The sequence below is a fragment of the Leclercia sp. M-A074-M genome, from assembly GCF_965195605.1.
Taxonomy (GTDB): Bacteria; Pseudomonadota; Gammaproteobacteria; order Enterobacterales; family Enterobacteriaceae; genus Enterobacter.
This window is the reverse complement of record NZ_CBDAHM010000002.1, coordinates 585,562-601,589: the sequence shown is the minus strand read 5'-3', so window position 1 is coordinate 601,589 and position 16,028 is coordinate 585,562. Positions and strand designations below refer to the sequence as shown.

The 16,028-nt window shown below is 58.7% G+C and carries 12 protein-coding genes; 4 read left to right on the top strand and 8 right to left on the bottom strand.

Features of this window, described 5'->3' with window-relative positions:
• Positions 1 to 111 precede the first annotated feature (111 nt).
• The gene (dgt, locus tag ACOKCT_RS06475; RefSeq protein WP_420193291.1) at positions 112 to 1,626 is read right to left on the bottom strand and encodes a dGTPase; all 1,515 of its coding nucleotides are present in this window, start codon (positions 1,624 to 1,626) and stop codon (positions 112 to 114) included.
• A gap of 82 nt (positions 1,627 to 1,708) precedes the next feature.
• On the opposite strand from dgt, the gene mtnN reads away from it, so the two are divergent.
• The 3 genes from mtnN to ACOKCT_RS06460 are packed head-to-tail and all read left to right on the top strand — an operon-like array spanning position 1,709 to position 3,840.
• Positions 1,709 to 2,407, top strand: coding sequence for a 5'-methylthioadenosine/S-adenosylhomocysteine nucleosidase (gene mtnN, locus ACOKCT_RS06470; protein WP_148568694.1), 699 nt, complete (start codon positions 1,709 to 1,711; stop codon positions 2,405 to 2,407).
• Positions 2,400 to 3,200, top strand: a complete 801-nt coding sequence (gene btuF / locus ACOKCT_RS06465) for a vitamin B12 ABC transporter substrate-binding protein BtuF (protein ID WP_420193290.1) — start codon at positions 2,400 to 2,402, stop codon at positions 3,198 to 3,200. The genes mtnN and btuF overlap by 8 nt, the downstream gene beginning before the upstream one ends.
• Positions 3,201 to 3,216: 16 nt before the next feature.
• Positions 3,217 to 3,840, top strand: a complete 624-nt coding sequence (locus ACOKCT_RS06460) for a TRIC cation channel family protein (protein WP_214421634.1) — start codon at positions 3,217 to 3,219, stop codon at positions 3,838 to 3,840.
• 40 nt (positions 3,841 to 3,880) lie between these two features.
• Here the strand turns inward: ACOKCT_RS06460 and erpA are convergent, their stop codons facing one another.
• A complete protein-coding gene (erpA, locus tag ACOKCT_RS06455) occupies positions 3,881 to 4,225 on the bottom strand; it encodes an iron-sulfur cluster insertion protein ErpA (RefSeq protein ID WP_039030319.1) in 345 nt (114 codons plus the stop codon).
• 79 nt (positions 4,226 to 4,304) lie between these two features.
• The gene (gene clcA / locus ACOKCT_RS06450) at positions 4,305 to 5,681 is read right to left on the bottom strand and encodes a H(+)/Cl(-) exchange transporter ClcA (protein ID WP_159339968.1); all 1,377 of its coding nucleotides are present in this window, start codon (positions 5,679 to 5,681) and stop codon (positions 4,305 to 4,307) included.
• 177 nt (positions 5,682 to 5,858) lie between these two features.
• On the opposite strand from clcA, the gene hemL reads away from it, so the two are divergent.
• Positions 5,859 to 7,139: a glutamate-1-semialdehyde 2,1-aminomutase gene (hemL, locus tag ACOKCT_RS06445; protein ID WP_159339969.1), complete on the top strand. Its 1,281-nt coding sequence runs from the start codon at positions 5,859 to 5,861 to the stop codon at positions 7,137 to 7,139.
• A 93-nt stretch (positions 7,140 to 7,232) separates the two neighbouring features.
• On the opposite strand, the gene fhuB is transcribed toward hemL, so the two are convergent.
• The 5 genes from fhuB to mrcB form a co-directional block, all read right to left on the bottom strand.
• Entirely contained in the window at positions 7,233 to 9,215 is a 1,983-nt protein-coding gene (gene fhuB, locus ACOKCT_RS06440; RefSeq protein ID WP_159339970.1) for a Fe(3+)-hydroxamate ABC transporter permease FhuB, read from the bottom strand.
• Positions 9,212 to 10,099, bottom strand: a complete 888-nt coding sequence (gene fhuD, locus ACOKCT_RS06435; RefSeq protein WP_420193289.1) for a Fe(3+)-hydroxamate ABC transporter substrate-binding protein FhuD — start codon at positions 10,097 to 10,099, stop codon at positions 9,212 to 9,214. The genes fhuB and fhuD overlap by 4 nt, the downstream gene beginning before the upstream one ends.
• Positions 10,099 to 10,896, bottom strand: coding sequence for a Fe3+-hydroxamate ABC transporter ATP-binding protein FhuC (gene fhuC, locus ACOKCT_RS06430; RefSeq protein WP_420193288.1), 798 nt, complete (start codon positions 10,894 to 10,896; stop codon positions 10,099 to 10,101). The genes fhuD and fhuC overlap by 1 nt, the downstream gene beginning before the upstream one ends.
• Positions 10,897 to 10,950: 54 nt before the next feature.
• Entirely contained in the window at positions 10,951 to 13,200 is a 2,250-nt protein-coding gene (gene fhuA, locus ACOKCT_RS06425) for a ferrichrome porin FhuA (RefSeq protein ID WP_103178319.1), read from the bottom strand.
• Positions 13,201 to 13,436: 236 nt separating this feature from the next.
• Positions 13,437 to 15,953, bottom strand: a complete 2,517-nt coding sequence (mrcB, locus tag ACOKCT_RS06420) for a bifunctional glycosyl transferase/transpeptidase (RefSeq protein WP_263951330.1) — start codon at positions 15,951 to 15,953, stop codon at positions 13,437 to 13,439.
• Between the last annotated feature and the right edge of the window lie 75 nt (positions 15,954 to 16,028).

Genomic DNA, 16,028 nt, shown 5'->3' with positions numbered 1-16,028 from the left:
CAGGTCACGCACAATTGCTGTGTATATCAGATTCGTTTTGCTGCGCTTAGTTCCGGTATTAAGTTTCTGGAAAAAGTAAAAATTTATTGTCCGTCTTTACAAAACTCCCCTTTATTCCACCGCCATCAACTTGCGGTATTCATCCCATGCATACAAGTCCGTCATTCCGCTGATATAGTCCTGAATCAGCCGGCAGCGATAATAAAACTCCAGCACCGGCCAGTCCGCCTGCTGGCGATTTAATTTACCGATAGATTCCACATATGCCAGCCGATGGCGCGTCGAAAGTTTATGAAATAGCCGGGTTTCAATCGGAAAACGGCGTACCCGTTCCTTTTCAACCAGCTCACTAAAGTCGTCCACCGATAATTGCAGCAGCGGGCGATAGATCTCCAGCAGGCCGGTTATCACGCGATAGCCCTGTAATTCCAGCTGCTCGACATCCGGATGGCTGAACACGTGCCGCATCGCCACATTCTTATAGAGCTCAAGGAGTTGACTGAATCCACTATCATCCTCGAGCAGCGCATGGTTAAATTCCCCGCGGTAGATCTGTTCAATATTGTCTATAAAACGCTCAGCCGCATAGGGCACCAGTTTATTAAGGGTATTGACGCGTAAATACATAAAGAACTGATCTTCGGTGCTGCGGCTGAGGGTGTTCGAACGTGATTTCTCCCACGCGTTTTCGACAACCTGCGAAAACAATGAACCTTTTTCATGGTTACCCCAGGCATCATAAAGATGCTGATAAAGCCCCTCGACGCTGAATATTCTTTTTTCGACGGCATCTTCCAGATCGGCAACGCAATAGGAGATATCGTCTGCCGCTTCCATAATCCAGGTTAATGGAAAACGACCATACTGCGGAAGAGAGAGCTCCTGACGCAGCCGCTCTATATACGCCTCTTCAGAGAAATAATAGCCCGGCTTTTTCATCAAATAATTGTGCGTCGCGGGGGGATCGCCCTGCCACCAGGCGGGACGGGTATATTTCAGAATGCATCCCACCTGTGCCCAGGTGAGGTTCATGCGCATCAGGGAGTGCACCATCCGGATGCCCTGTGCATTCCCCTCAAAGTGACACAAATCCTGGCGCACCTTGCGACGAAGCGCGTTCAGCGCCTCTTCGCCTTCACGCAGCCGCAAATCCTGCACCACGCAGCGATCGTCGCTCAGCGGCTGGCTTGCCGCATCGGCAGGGTACAGACGCTGGCGGAACCAGTCATTGATCGCCGCTTCGCCAAAATGACCAAAGGGGGGATTACCGATATCGTGCATCAGGCACGCCATCTCAACGATGCTTTCGAACGGCCCCGTCAGCTCGTCCAGGCCGTAGGTTGCCAGCAGGCGCTGCTCTTTGAGGCGGCTCAGGATCTCTTTGGCGATGTAGCGTCCAACTTGCTGAACCTCCAGCGAGTGGGTGAGCCGGGTACGCACGGCGGCGTTGCGTTCGAGCGGAAAGACCTGCGTTTTTTGCTGTAACCGACGGATCGCCGGAGAGTTAATGATGCGCCCGCGGTCGCTTTCGAAGATCCGCAGGATATCGTGTTCGCTCTTGTTCCCCTGCGGAGAGCGGTAGCGACGCTGCCAGTTAATTTTGGTGCGAAAATCGATTGGTGCCATGTGCTCCCCCGCGTGAGAATGCGTTTCCCCTTAACCGCATGATAGACTATGCATCTTAACAAGGCACATCGCGAGTAAATCTATGAAAATCGGTATTATTGGAGCAATGGAAGAAGAAGTTACGCTGCTGCGTGACAAAATTGAGAACCGTCAGACCCTCTCTCTGGGCGGTTGCGAAATTTACACTGGCACGCTGAACGGAACTGAAGTAGCTCTGCTGAAATCGGGTATCGGTAAAGTTTCCGCCGCGCTGGGCGCCACCCTGCTGCTGGAGCGCTGCAAGCCAGACGTGATTATTAACACCGGCTCTGCGGGCGGTCTTGCATCAACCCTGAAAGTGGGCGATATCGTGGTCTCTGACGAAGCGCGCTACCACGACGCCGATGTGACCGCCTTTGGTTACGAGTATGGCCAGCTTCCGGGCTGCCCGGCAGGCTTTAAGGCCGATGAAAAACTGGTTGCCGCTGCGGAAAGTTGCATCGCAGAGCTGAACCTTAACGCCGTGCGCGGCCTGATTGTCAGCGGCGACGCCTTTATCAACGGCTCCGTGAACCTGGCGAAAATCCGTCACAACTTCCCGCAGGCGATCGCCGTGGAAATGGAAGCGACCGCCATCGCGCACGTTTGCCATAACTTCAGCGTGCCGTTTGTCGTGGTTCGTGCCATCTCCGACGTTGCCGATCAGCAGTCCCACCTGAGCTTCGACGAGTTCCTCGTGGTTGCTGCCAAACAGTCCAGCCTGATGGTTGAGACGCTGGTGCAGAAACTGGCGCGTGGCTAAGCCGCTCAAAAGGGCGCTGCTTGCGCTGCTTCTGCTGACACCGGCGTGGCTTCTGGCCGCGCCGCGTGTAATTACCCTCTCCCCTGCCAATACCGAACTGGCGTTTGCCGCCGGGATCACCCCCGTCGGGGTCAGCAGTTATTCCGACTATCCTCCCGAAGCCGCTAACATTGAACAGGTCGCCACCTGGCAAGGCATAAATGTTGAACGCATCGTCGCGCTGAAGCCCGATCTGGTGCTGGCCTGGCGCGGCGGCAATGCCGAGCGTCAGGTCAACCAGCTCACCTCGCTCGGCATAAAAGTGCAGTGGATCGATGCCACCCGCATTGAACAGATCGCCCGGGCCCTGCGCGATCTCGCCCGCTGGAGCCCGACACCAGGACAGGCGCAACAGGCCGCGCAGCAGATGATGGCTGATTTTGCCGCCCTAAAGACCACCTACGGCGCACTGCCGAAAAAGCGGGTATTTATTCAGTTCGGTCAACAGCCGCTGTTCACCACCAGCCAGGGTTCTTTGCAACATCAGGTTGTTGAGCTGTGTGGCGGAGAAAATATCTTCGCGGCCAGCCGGGTTCCCTGGCCCCAGGTGAGCCGTGAGCAGGTACTGGCGCGCCAGCCTCAGGCGATTGTGGTGGGCGGTTCGGCGGGCGATATTCCTAAAATAGAACAGTACTGGCAAGGTCAGCTAAAAATACCCGTGATTCCGCTGAACAGTGACTGGTTTGAGCGCGCGAGCCCGCGTATTATCCTCGCCGCAAAACAACTCTGCTCTGCGCTGTCGCAGAGCCACTAATTTCTCGAGGATTACGATGCTCGTTTACTGGCTGGATATTCTTGGCACAGCCGTTTTTGCGATTTCCGGCGTTCTGCTGGCCGGTAAGTTACGCATGGATCCGTTTGGCGTGCTGGTCTTAGGTGTGGTCACGGCCGTCGGCGGCGGAACGATCCGCGACATGGCGCTGGATCATGGCCCGGTATTCTGGGTCAAGGATCCCACCGACCTGGTGGTCGCCATGGTCACCTGTATGCTAACCATCATTCTCGTTCGCCAGCCGCGTCGCCTGCCGAAATGGCTGCTGCCGGTGCTGGATGCGGTGGGCCTCGCGGTGTTCGTCGGGATTGGCGTAAACAAAGCCTTTATGGCTGGCACCGGCCCGATGGTGGCGATCTGTATGGGGGTGGTGACCGGCGTGGGCGGCGGGATTATCCGCGATATTCTGGCGCGCGAAGTGCCGATGATCCTGCGAACGGAAATCTACGCTACGGCCTGTATTCTGGGCGGGATCGTTCACGCCACGGCCTGGTATACCTTTCATGTTCCGCTGGAACATGCGGCGATGCTGGGGATGGTGGTAACGCTGGCAATCAGACTGGCGGCAATCCGCTGGCATCTGAAGCTGCCAACCTTTGCGCTGGATGATAATGGAAGATAGCGAGTAGGCCCGGTAAGCGAAGCGCCACCGGGCATTACCGTCAGATGCTGAACGAAGAACCACACCCGCAGGTGCTGGTAGCGTTCGGGTTGGTTACCACAAAGCGTGAACCTTCCAGACCTTCGGTATAGTCAACAGAACCACCGACCAGATACTGCAGGCTCATCGGGTCTACGACCAGCGCGACGCCCTGCTTCTCAATGGTCATGTCGCCATCGTTAACCTGATCGTCAAAGGTGAAGCCATACTGGAAGCCGCTGCAGCCGCCGCCAGTAATGTATACACGCAATTTCAGCTCCGGGTTGTCTTCATCGGAAATCAGGTCTTTTACTTTTTTGGCTGCTGCTTCGGTAAACTGCAACGGCAGCGCTACGTCATCACTCATCTTATGCTCCCATGAATACTGCTAGTGGGTAAAAATCACCCAATTCTTGTTGTCATTATCTAATACCCTGGTAATTCATTCAAGTATTCTGCTTCGCCAGGGTACGGGCAAGAATGGTGGAGTATAGCGGTTGTCCGCCGAGGAACTGGGCTAATAGTGTGGCCCCCAGGCAGGTAATGATCATTGGCAAAATGAGCTGGTAATTGTCGGTCATCTCCAGCACCAGCACAATGCCGGTCAGCGGCGCGCGCAACGATGCCGCCAGCAGCGCCCCCATTCCGGCGATGGCAAAGGTACCGGCCTCAAGATGATACGCCGGGAAGCCTGCGGCGGCAGCCATGCCAAAGGCCGTACCCAGCAACGTACCCAACGCCAGCATCGGGGCAAAAATGCCGCCAGGGGCGCCGGAAGAGAAGCAGAGTACGGTGGTGATGACCCGCGAGATAAACATAAACAGCAGCAGGCCAATGCTGAAGTTACCCGCAGCCGCAATAGGGATCAGCCCAAAGCCACCCCCAGCCGCGTTGGGTTCGATAAAGCCCAGCACTCCGCACACGCCCCCCAGCAGGCCACCCACCAGCACCCATCGGGTTGTATTGCCGCCGTGGATCCGCTGGAACATATCCTGAGCGCGAATAATAAGGGCATTAAACAGCGGGCCAACAATGCCAAAAATCATGCCGAGGATCAGATAAAGCCAGAGCGTATTGACCGGGGCGTTGGTCAACTTACCGACCTCAATGACCGCCCCTTCGCCATTGAAAAGCCGAAAGACAATGCTCGACATAATCACGCCGGTAAAGACCGCTTTAATCGAGATCAGGTTATAGCGAAACTGGGCGCGCATCTCTTCAATGATAAAGAGGATCCCCGCCAGCGGGGCATTAAACGCAGCGGAAAGCCCCGCGGCGGCACCGGTTGCCAGCAACGTATGGCGTGCTTCAGCGCTGCGCATCCTGAACAGATCGCTGACCATACGGCCAACATTACCGCCCAGCTGTACGGTCGGCCCTTCCCGTCCGAGCACCATCCCCGCTCCAAGCGTCCCCATTCCGCCGATAAACTTAACGGGCAGTACACGCCACCAGCGGACCGGACGCAGCTCTTCGAGCGCCCCTTCTATCTCAGGGATCCCCGAGCCGCCCGCTTCCGGGGCTAATTTACGCACCAGAAAATAACCGACCATCGCAAGCAGGGCAGATAAGCCGAACGCCAGGATCCAGACTACCCCTTCACGATCGGCATAACCCGCAACGGTGCCAATACGCCAGTTCAGCACGCCATTAACGGCCCTTTCAAACGCGACGCCCACCAGCCCTGCCAGCGTGCCGACAACGGCTGCGCCCAGCAAAATTGCCAGTGGCGTCTTGTCGCGGTTGAGCAGCCGACGGATGCTGATACGATGTTGCGCACGCGCAAATTGTTGTTCTTCAAATGAGGGGGAATCTGATTTCATTGCCTGTTAGTTTTCGTCATACAAATCGCCGCAGGGATTTTACCAGAGACCGTCCAGCCGTCTCCTGAAAATTGCTTAACAATTGTTAATGCATTACCAGGGTAAAAATTTCATAACCTTCCACGAATCACTTAGAATAGTGCGCTTAACCATTTTATACGAGCCAGGAATCACGCCATGAGTAAGTCTGAAACGCTTTACAGCGCTGCCCGCGAGCTAATCCCTGGCGGTGTTAACTCCCCGGTCCGTGCCTTTACCGGCGTGGGCGGTACACCGCTGTTTATTGAACGTGCCGATGGCGCCTATCTGTATGATGTGGATGGCAAAGCCTATATCGACTATGTCGGCTCATGGGGCCCGATGGTACTGGGACATAACCACCCGGCTATCCGTAACGCGGTCATCGAAGCGGCGGAGCGCGGTTTGAGTTTCGGCGCGCCAACCGAGATGGAAGTCAAAATGGCGGAGCTGGTGACTGAACTGGTCCCGACCATGGATATGGTGCGCATGGTGAACTCCGGTACCGAAGCGACCATGAGCGCCATCCGTCTGGCCCGTGGTTTTACCGGCCGTGACAAAATTATCAAATTTGAAGGCTGCTACCACGGTCATGCCGACTGTCTGCTGGTGAAAGCCGGTTCCGGCGCCCTGACCCTCGGCCAGCCGAACTCTCCGGGCGTGCCGGCGGATTTCGCGAAGCACACCCTGACCTGTACCTATAACGATCTCGATTCGGTGCGTGCCGCCTTTGAGCAGTATCCGCAGGAGATCGCCTGCATCATCGTTGAGCCGGTGGCGGGCAACATGAACTGCATTCCACCGCAGCCGGGCTTCCTGCAGGGCCTGCGTGCGCTGTGCGATGAGTTCGGCGCGCTGCTGATTATCGACGAAGTGATGACCGGCTTCCGCGTGGCGCTGGCGGGCGCCCAGTCTTATTACGACGTGGTGCCGGATCTCACCTGTCTGGGCAAAATCATCGGCGGCGGCATGCCGGTGGGCGCCTTCGGCGGTCGCAAAGAGGTGATGGATGCGCTGGCCCCAACCGGTCCGGTCTACCAGGCGGGCACCCTCTCCGGTAACCCAATTGCCATGGCCGCCGGTTTCGCCTGTCTGACCGAAGTGGCCCAGCCGGGGATCCACACCACCCTGACCGATCGCACTACCCAACTGGCAAACGGTCTGCTGGACGCGGCGGAAGATGTGGGTATTCCGCTGGTGGTAAACCACGTGGGCGGCATGTTCGGCCTCTTCTTCACCACGGCTAAAACCGTCACCTGCTATCAGGATGTGGTGCAGTGCGACGTTGAGCGCTTCAAGCGCTTCTTCCATCTGATGCTGGACGAGGGCGTTTACCTGGCGCCGTCGGCGTTTGAGGCGGGCTTTATGTCGGTTGCGCACAGCGAAGAGGACATCAACAAAACCATCGAGGCGGCGCGCCGGGTGTTTGCGAAGCTCTGATGATGTTGTTTGCCGGGTGGCGCTAACGCTTACCCGGCCTACAAAACCCTCGAACCGTAGGCCGGGTAAGGCGAAGCCGCCACCCGGCATTTTTTACCTGCTCTGCTTCCTCAGCAGATAGATAAAGTACGGCGCACCGATAAAGGTGGAGAGCAGCCCCGCCGGGATCTGATACGGGAACAGCACCATCCGGCCGCACCAGTCGGCGAACACCAGCAGTATCCCTCCGATTAACGCCGACATCACAATGTGCGGCATCGTCCGACGGAAGCCCATCATCCGCGCGATGTGCGGCGCCATCAGCCCGATAAAACTCAGCGGGCCAATCGTCAGGGTCGCCGTCGCCGTCAGCGCTGCCGCCAGCAGCAGCAGGCCGATTCGCGAGCGGTTCAACGCCATGCCCACCGAACGGGCCGTGTCGCCACCCAGCGGCAGCACCGTCAGCCAGCGACGGCAGAGCGGCACCAGCGCCAGCAGGAGGAGCATTGCTATCCCGGTGCTCATAACCTGTTCGGTTGTCGCATTATAGGTTGAGCCGGAAATCCAGGTCAGGATCTGCGCCATACGCGGATCGCCGCTGGCCTGCAGCATCATCAGCAGCATGGTGAAGGCGGTGCTCAGCGCCATCCCCGCCAGCAGCATCCGGTGCGGCGAGAAGCCGCCGCGCCCGGCAGAGACCAGGATAATCAGCAGCGTCGCTGCGGCACCAAGGCTACCCGCAGGCATCAGCCAGCCGAAGGCATTACCCGGTACAAAGAAGAGCATCAGCACCACGCCGAACGCCGCACCGGAGCTGATCCCCAGCACTTCCGGGCTCGCCATCGGGTTACCGGTAAGACGCTGAATAATGCAACCCGCCACCGCTAGCATCACCCCGGCCATCAGGGCGGCAAAAATACGCGGCGCGCGCCACGGCAACAGTTCGTCAAGCATCGCTCCGCTCGCCCAGTGCCATCCCTGCGCATCCCGGCCAAACGCCATCGCCGCTATCACCGCCAGCAGCAGTACCGCGCCGCCTGCCAGGGCAAACCACACCACGTGGTGGCGCTCGGCCTGCACTTTATCGCCCGCGTTCATCGCCGGGGCGCTCATGCTGCGCAGACGCGGCAGCAGCCACAGCAGCAGCGGCGCGCCGATCAGGGCGGTTACAGAACCGGTGGAGACCTCCATCCACACCCGGGTAAGCCAGAGGATCACCTGGTCAGAGAGCCAGAGGATCAGCGCCCCAATCAGCGGGGCCAGTATCAGTCGGGAGAGCAAGCGCCGCGCCCCCAGCATTTTCGCCAGCAGCGGCGCGAACAGGCCGATAAAGCCGATGATGCCCACAGCATTCACCAGCAGAGCACTGATAACAATCGCCAGCGTCAGCGCTGCCAGACGCGCCAGGGAGAGCGCCAGCCCGAGGTTACGCGCCACGCCATCATCAAGACCCATCAGGGTAAGCGGGCGCAGCAGCAGCAGAGTCAGCACCACGCCGGCGAGCAGCTGCGGCCACAGGCGCTGGACGATGCTCCAGTCGGTTTGCGTCAGCGTCCCGGTGCTCCAGAGGAACATGCTTTGCAGCTGGTCGTGATGGAAAATCACCAGCAGTTGGTTAACCGCGCCGCAGTAAAGGCTCACCACCAGGCCTGCCAGGATCAGGGTGACCGGCGAGAGGCGTTTACCCCAGGCCACGCCAAAGACAATCGCCCCGACGACGCAAGCGCCCACCAGCGCGGCGAACTGCGCCGCCAGTACGCCCGGTAGCGCCCACAGGGTGATGATGGTCATCCCCAGCTGGGCACCGGTTGCCACCCCCAGAGTGGTTGGCTCGGCGAGCGGGTTACGCAGCACCTGCTGGAACAGTACGCCCACCAGCCCAAGCCCGGCCCCCACCAGCAGCGAGATCGCCAGCCGCGGCAGCAGGCTGTAGTGGAACAGCATCTGTTGAATATTGTCGATATCCGGGGCGGCCAGCGCGCTGCCCCACTCGCTCCGCGGCAGCGCAATGCTCAGGTTCCACCAGGTTAAGCCCAGCGCAACGGCCAGCAGCAGCGCCATAAACAGCGCCGGGAAAAGGGCAATCCGTGACCTCATGCCTGGCCTCCCAGGGCGCTATCCAGCACGCGGGCAAAGTGCATTGCCGACAGCGTCGCGCCGTAGAACCACACCGCGGGAACGCGCTTCACGCGCTGCTGGCGGACAAACGGCATCGCCTGCCACAGCGGCGTCGCCATTAGGGTCTGCATTTCCCGTTCATTGCCGTGATCGAAGCAGAGCACATCCACATCCTTAAACGCCGCCAGACGGTCGATGCCGACGGCGGTACTCCCCCAGAAGGTCATCTCCCCTTCCCAGGCGTTTTTAATCCCATAGCGATCCAGCACTTCCTGGAACAGGCAGTTATTGCCAAACACCAGCATATGACGGGCATCGAGCAGCGTCACCATCAGTAGCGGGCGATCTCCACGACCGGCGAAGCGCGGTTTGAAACTGTCAATCACGCTGTCGAAATGGTCGAGATGCTGGCGGGCCGCACTCTCCAGATTCAGAAGCTGCGCCATCTCGGTTAACGATTTGCGGGCGTTAGCCAGCGGCTTTTTCCCGTCGCTAAAGGCAAAACCCCGCCCCGGCGCAATGCGCGCCAGCTTCTCTTCTGACGGGCCATACCCGGCCGACCAGACCAGGTACGAGGGTTTCATCTGGGTGAGCAGTTCGAGGTTGGGCTCGGTACGCAGGCCGATGTCGATAACCGACTCTGGCAGCCGGGGCTCGTTCACCCACAGGGTGTAGTTAGGAATATCGGCCACGCCGTAAGGGGTCACGCCGAGCGCCAGCAGCAGCTCAACGGGGAGCCACTCCAGGGCCACAATGCGCTGCGGATCGATTGCGGCAGCCTGCGCCGTGTTCATTTTCCACAGCAGCGGCGAGAGGGCCATGGCCGTCAGCAGGTGGCGACGGCTAATCATAAAATCAGGCATCAGTAGACAAAGCTCACCGGTGCCGCTCCCGCAGGATGCGGCAGAATACCCATAGGAATGCCGTAAATGTTTTCCAGCGTCTCGCTGCGCATCAGCTCGGCAGGCGTGCCCTGGGCGATCATCTCCCCGCCGCGCAGCGCCACCAGGTAATCGCAGTAACGCGCCGCCATGTTGATGTCGTGCAGCACCGCAATCACCGTCAGCCCGCGCTGCTGGCTTAAGCGATGCACCAGCGCCAGCACATCCACCTGATGGGCGATATCGAGGGCCGATGTCGGCTCATCCAGCAGTAAACAACGGCTATCCTGCGCCACCAGCATGGCGATCCAGGCCCGCTGGCGTTCGCCGCCGGAGAGGCTATCCACCAGACGATGGGCCAGCGGTTTTAACCCCACCAGCGCAATCGCCTCTTCCACTTTCTCGCGGTCGGCCACGCCAAAACGCCCCAGCGCGCCATGCCAGGGATAACGGCCAATCGCCACCAGCTCGCGGACGGTCATCCCTTCCGCCTGCGGCAGTTGCTGCGGCAGATAGGCCACCTTGCGGGCAAAGGCCTTGCTGTTCCAGCTCTCCAGCGGCTGTCCATCCAGCAGGATATCGCCCTCAGACGGCGGCTGATGGCGGCCGAGCATTTTCAGTAAGGTGGATTTGCCGGAGCCGTTATGGCCGATAAGGCCGGTCACCTGGCCTGCGGGGAAGGTCAGCGAAAGGGGATGCAGCAGCATGCGTCCGGGAACGCGAAAGGAGACGCCATCGAGTGCAAAAGTGGTATCGGATTGCGGGTTGTTTTCCTGCATGTCAGCCAACTTAAGTAAAGAAAAGGGCACGAAAAACGTGCCCAAATTTAAAGGTTAGAAGCGGAAGGTCGCAGTCGCAACAACCTGGCGTTCTGCTCCCCAGAAGCAGCCATAGGTGTTGAAGCAGCTGGCGACGTATTCACGATCCAGCAGGTTGTTCACGTGCAGCGCCACGTTCGAGCCCGCCATGCCAAAGCGCGCCAGATCGTAGCGCACCAGCGCATCCATCACTGCGTAACTGCCCACCTTAAAGGAGTTCGCCGGATCGCCATAGCTGGAGCTGGAGAAGCGACCGCCGGTGCCCAGGGTCAGGCCAGAGAGTGCGCCATCATAGAAGGTGTAATCCCCCCACAGGGAAGCCATATGCTCAGGCACCTGCGCCGGGGTGTTGCCTTTGTAGTTGGTGTCGGTGGTGTACTCCACGTCGGTGTAGGTGTAAGACCCCACCACGTTCACGCTGGCAGACAGCGCTGCTTTGGCTTCGATCTCCACGCCGCGGGCGCGGATCTCGCCGCCTTCAACCGAGAAGAACGAGCCCGCAGGATCGGCCATCAGGTTGTTGGTTTTGGTCAGTTGATACAGGGCCCCGGTCAGAACGATCGGACGATCGCTCGGCACGTACTTCACGCCCACTTCGTACTGCTTGCCTTTAGAAGGCGCAAACGGCTTACCCTGCGCGTCGGTCTGGGAAGAGGGCTCGAAAGATTCGCTGTAGCTGAAGTATGGCGTCACGCCGTTATCGAACAGGTAGTTCACCCCGCCGCGCCAGGTGAACTGGTTGTCATCACGTGATGCGGTGGTGCCCGCGACGCGGTTAAACGAATCCTGCTCTGCCCAGTCGTAACGGCCACCCAGGGTGACCAGCACCTTGTTCCACTGCGCCTGATCCTGCACGTAGAGACCGGTCTGCTGCTGCTTGTTCAGGATCTGATACGGACCGGAGTTCGCCGGGTTTTTTGAGTCGAAATCGAAATCGCTGTACACCGGGTTGTAGAGATCCAGCAGCGGAACGGAAGCGTCATAGCCAAACCAGGCGTTGATATCGTTACGCATACGCATATAGTCAACGCCGGTCAGGAGGATATGGTCAACGTCGCCGGTGGCGAATTTGCTCTGCAGCTGGGTATCAACGGTGAAGTTTTGCAGCTTCTCGTCGTCAACCACATATTTACGCGCCAGGTAATGGCCTTTGTCCGCAGGTGATAACGCGTTACAGAGGGCGTTGCCACTGTTCGCCGCATCGGAGCAGACGCCGTAACCATAGACGCTGTTCTGCGAGGTTTTATTCTCGGCAAAACGCAGGTTCTGACGCACGGTGAAGGTGTCGTTGAATTCGTGATCGAAGCTATACCCGACCATCTTCTGGTTACGGGAGTAGGTATTGTTTTTCGCCCCTTCGTTGAAGTCGGTCGGCAGGCGATCGCCGTTTGGCAATGGATCAACCGTGCCCTCTTTCGGCAACCAACCGTAGTAACCGGTCTCCGGTTCGTTCTGGAAATAGGAGAGGAAGGTGAAGTTGGTTTTATCAGACGGACGCCAGGAGAAGGATGGCGCAATGGTGTAACGCTGCTCTTCCGCACGCTCCTGCTGGGCGTTGTTAGAACGCGCCAGACCGGTCAGGCGGTAAGAGTAAACCCCGTCGTCGTCCAGCGCATCGCTGAAGTCAAACCCGGTCTGGAACAGACTATCCGTCCCGACCTTAAACTGCACCTCTTTCAGCGGCTCGGTCAGTGGACGCTTGCTGACCATATTCAGCAAACCACCCGGGCTGCTTTTGCCGTAGAGAACGGAGGTCGGGCCGCGCATCACTTCCGCGCGCTCGATCATATAAGGGTCAATTACCGCGTCGTTATAGAAGTTGCCCTGCATCTTCATGCCGTCGAGGTAGTTGTTCTGGCTTTGGCCATCGGCAGCAAAGCCACGAATAATCAGGTAATCGTAAGTATTGGACGCGCCACGCGTACCGACTGCCACCCCTGGCGTATAGCTCAGTGCTTCTTTCACCGAGCGCGGCTGGTGCAGCGCCATCTCTTCCGCGGTCACAACGGAAATCGACTGCGGCACCTTCTCAATGGAGGTATCCGTCTTGGTGCCGGTAGCGGACTGGCGTGCCGCAATGGTCGCCGCCGGTCCCCAGGCGCTCTCCTGCGGAGCAGGCGCTGCGGTGACGGTGATGGTTTCTTCTTTTTTAGGGGTTTCGGCAGCGTGAGCGTAAGCAGACATGCCGCTAACCGCTGTGGCTACAACAACTGCGATTTTACGCAGTGAAGATTGCATTGGCTGAGCAGTTTTTGAAAGCGCCATTGGTATATCTCTGATGAAAGCGTGAATGATAACGTAAACGAGAATTATTATTATGACCGCAGCATATTATGCGAAACATTCACGGCATAGCAAGTGATATGCGCCCCTACAGGAAATGAGGGTATAAGAATTAAACAATGGAAAATAGAGGGTTAATAAATGGAGATTTGAGTGTTGGAGGGATGTTTAATTGAGGTGAAAATTCCCTCTCCCGCAGGAGAGGGAATAGTGGTGAGTTAACCGCCGAACATATCCTTGATCCAGCCCGCGACACCGTCGCTCTCCTTCTTCTCGGGCTGCTGCGGCTGCTGTTGTTGCGGCTGCGACTGCGGCTGAGAAGACTGGTCAAACGGATTACCCGATGGTTCCGGGGCAGCCTGCTGACACAGGGAGTCCGGGTTGCTGGTCCAGACCGGCACACGGCGCATACCGCCGCCACACACAAAGTTGCCCGACTCATCCACGCCCATATCGACGATATCTTCCGGTGGCGTCAGGGTTAACGGCACCGGCGACTGGTTAGCCAGATAGCGCTGGTAGATAGACATCGCCCCGCTGGCACCATACAGCTTGGTTGGCTGGTTGTTATCGCGCCCTACCCAGGTGATCACCACTTCACGTCCGTCGATACCCGCAAACCAGGTGTCGACGTTGTTATTGGTGGTCCCGGTTTTACCCGCCAGATGCAGGCCAGGGTACTTCGCCCCCAGCTGACGCCCGGTACCGCGCTGCACAACCTGCTGCATGGTCCAGAGGGTCATATAGGCAGCCTGCGCCGGTACGGCACGCTCCGCCTGCGGGAAGCTCTGGTACAGCGGGGTGCCGTCTTCGGCAATCACTGAACGCAGCGCAGAGAGCGGAGCACGGTTCCCGCCGCTGGCGATGGTCTGGAACGCCTGCGCCACTTCAATTGGCGTCAGGTTCAGGGCCCCCAGCAGCATGGCCGGAACCGGATGCAGCTGATCTTTCGGCACGCCCAGTTTTAGCCAAGTATCGGTGACTGCTGGCAGGCCAAGCGCCATCCCAAGGTTAACCGTCGGCACGTTCATGGAACGCGTCAGGGCGTCCACCAGCATCACCTGGCCGCTGTACTGCTTATCGTCGTTCTGCGGCGACCAGACCTGGCCATTCGGCTGGCGCAGGGCAATCGGGGCATCGGCGATCCAGGTGTTGAGACGATACTGGTTCGGCTGGCTCAAAGCGGTGAGATAGGTCGCCGGTTTAGCCAGAGAGCCGATCGAACGGCGTGCCTGCATGGCGCGGTTATAGCCCGCAAACTGCGGCTCTGCCCCGCCGACCATCGCCCGCACTTCGCCGGTGGTGCGATCGACTACCACCATCGCGGTCTCCAGATCGTTCAGCTTGCGCTGTTTTTTCAGCGCCGGAATACCTTCTACCGCCGCCTTCTCTGCGGCATCCTGCGCCACGGAGTCAAAGGTGGTGAAGATCTTCACGCCGGAGAGATCTTTAACCTTATCGCCCAGTTTGGCCTGCAGCTCCTGACGCACCATCTGCATAAATGCAGGCTGCGGGGAGATGACGCCGCCGCGCGGCTGTACGCCTAACGGACGTGCGCTGAGCATGTCATACAGTTCCTGGTCGATCACCTGCTGCTGTTGCAGCAGACGCAGCACCAGATTACGCCGCTCCAGAGCCAGTTTCGGGTTACGCCACGGGTTGTAGATGGAGGCACCCTTAACCATGCCCACCAGCAACGCCTGCTGGTCGAGGCTCAGCTCTTCCACCGGACGGCCAAAGTAGTAGAGGCTCGCCAGCGGGAAGCCGCGAATTTCATTGTCGCCGCTCTGACCGAGATAGACCTCGTTCATGTAGAGCTCAAGAATGCGGTCTTTGCTGTAGCGCGCATCCATCAGCACGGCCATGTAGGCTTCGTTGGCCTTACGCCAGTAGGAGCGTTCGCTGGAGAGGAACAGGTTCTTCACCAGCTGCTGGGTCAGGGTACTTGCCCCCTGCACCGTGCGTCCTGCGGTCAGGTTCGCCAGCACCGCACGACCAATGGAGTAGAGGCTGACGCCATCGTGCTCATAGAAGTGACGGTCCTCGGTCGCCAGCAGGGTATCCACCAGCAGATCCGGGAAGCCATTACGCGCCACAAACAGGCGCTGCTCGCCGTTTGGCGAGGAGAGCATGGTGATCAGCCGCGGATCGAGACGGAAGAAACCGAACTGACGGTTGTTCTCCATGTTCTCAATGGTTTCCAGATGATCGCCATCGAAGGTCAGACGCGCGCGCACCTGCCCCTCTTTACTGTCCGGGAAGTCAAACGGACGGCGGATCATCTCAATGCTCTTCGCCTGCACCGTAAACTCGCCGGGACGGGTCATCTTCGTCACCTGGCGGTACTGGGTCGCCTCCAGCAGCTTGACCATCTCATTCTTGCTGATGGACATATCCGGCTCAAGGTTAACCATCCGGCCATAGACCGCCGCCGGCAGCTGCCAGACTTTGCCGTCAATGCGGCTGCGGATCTTTTGATCCAGATAGACGCCATAGACCGCCAGCAGGATGAGGAAAACAATAAACAGCTTCAGCAGCAGCCAGAACCAGCCGCGCTTGCCACGAGGTTTACCTTTTTTGCCTTTTCCTTTACGTGGCGCAGGTGCGTCATCGTCATACTCATTATCAACATCGTCGTACTCTTCATCTCTGAGGCGTCGACGGCCTGCCTTTTCTTTTGCCGGACGGGCAGGTCTTCCTTTACGTCCAATTGGCTCGCGGTCATTCCCCGCCATGCTTTCTCTCCGCAACTATCAGGCGCAAAGGCCCGATTCTCTGGTCTTCCCCCTGATGGAGGAAGAAGAAATCTC

Coding starts and splice junctions, on each gene's coding strand:
- dgt (WP_420193291.1), bottom strand. CDS start 1,626: ATGGCACCAATCGATTTTCGCACCAAAATTAACTGGCAGCGTCGCTAC.
- mtnN (WP_148568694.1), top strand. CDS start 1,709: ATGAAAATCGGTATTATTGGAGCAATGGAAGAAGAAGTTACGCTGCTG.
- ACOKCT_RS06460 (WP_214421634.1), top strand. CDS start 3,217: ATGCTCGTTTACTGGCTGGATATTCTTGGCACAGCCGTTTTTGCGATT.
- erpA (WP_039030319.1), bottom strand. CDS start 4,225: ATGAGTGATGACGTAGCGCTGCCGTTGCAGTTTACCGAAGCAGCAGCC.
- clcA (WP_159339968.1), bottom strand. CDS start 5,681: ATGAAATCAGATTCCCCCTCATTTGAAGAACAACAATTTGCGCGTGCG.
- hemL (WP_159339969.1), top strand. CDS start 5,859: ATGAGTAAGTCTGAAACGCTTTACAGCGCTGCCCGCGAGCTAATCCCT.
- fhuB (WP_159339970.1), bottom strand. CDS start 9,215: ATGAGGTCACGGATTGCCCTTTTCCCGGCGCTGTTTATGGCGCTGCTG.
- fhuD (WP_420193289.1), bottom strand. CDS start 10,099: ATGCCTGATTTTATGATTAGCCGTCGCCACCTGCTGACGGCCATGGCC.
- fhuC (WP_420193288.1), bottom strand. CDS start 10,896: ATGCAGGAAAACAACCCGCAATCCGATACCACTTTTGCACTCGATGGC.
- fhuA (WP_103178319.1), bottom strand. CDS start 13,200: ATGGCGCTTTCAAAAACTGCTCAGCCAATGCAATCTTCACTGCGTAAA.
- mrcB (WP_263951330.1), bottom strand. CDS start 15,953: ATGGCGGGGAATGACCGCGAGCCAATTGGACGTAAAGGAAGACCTGCC.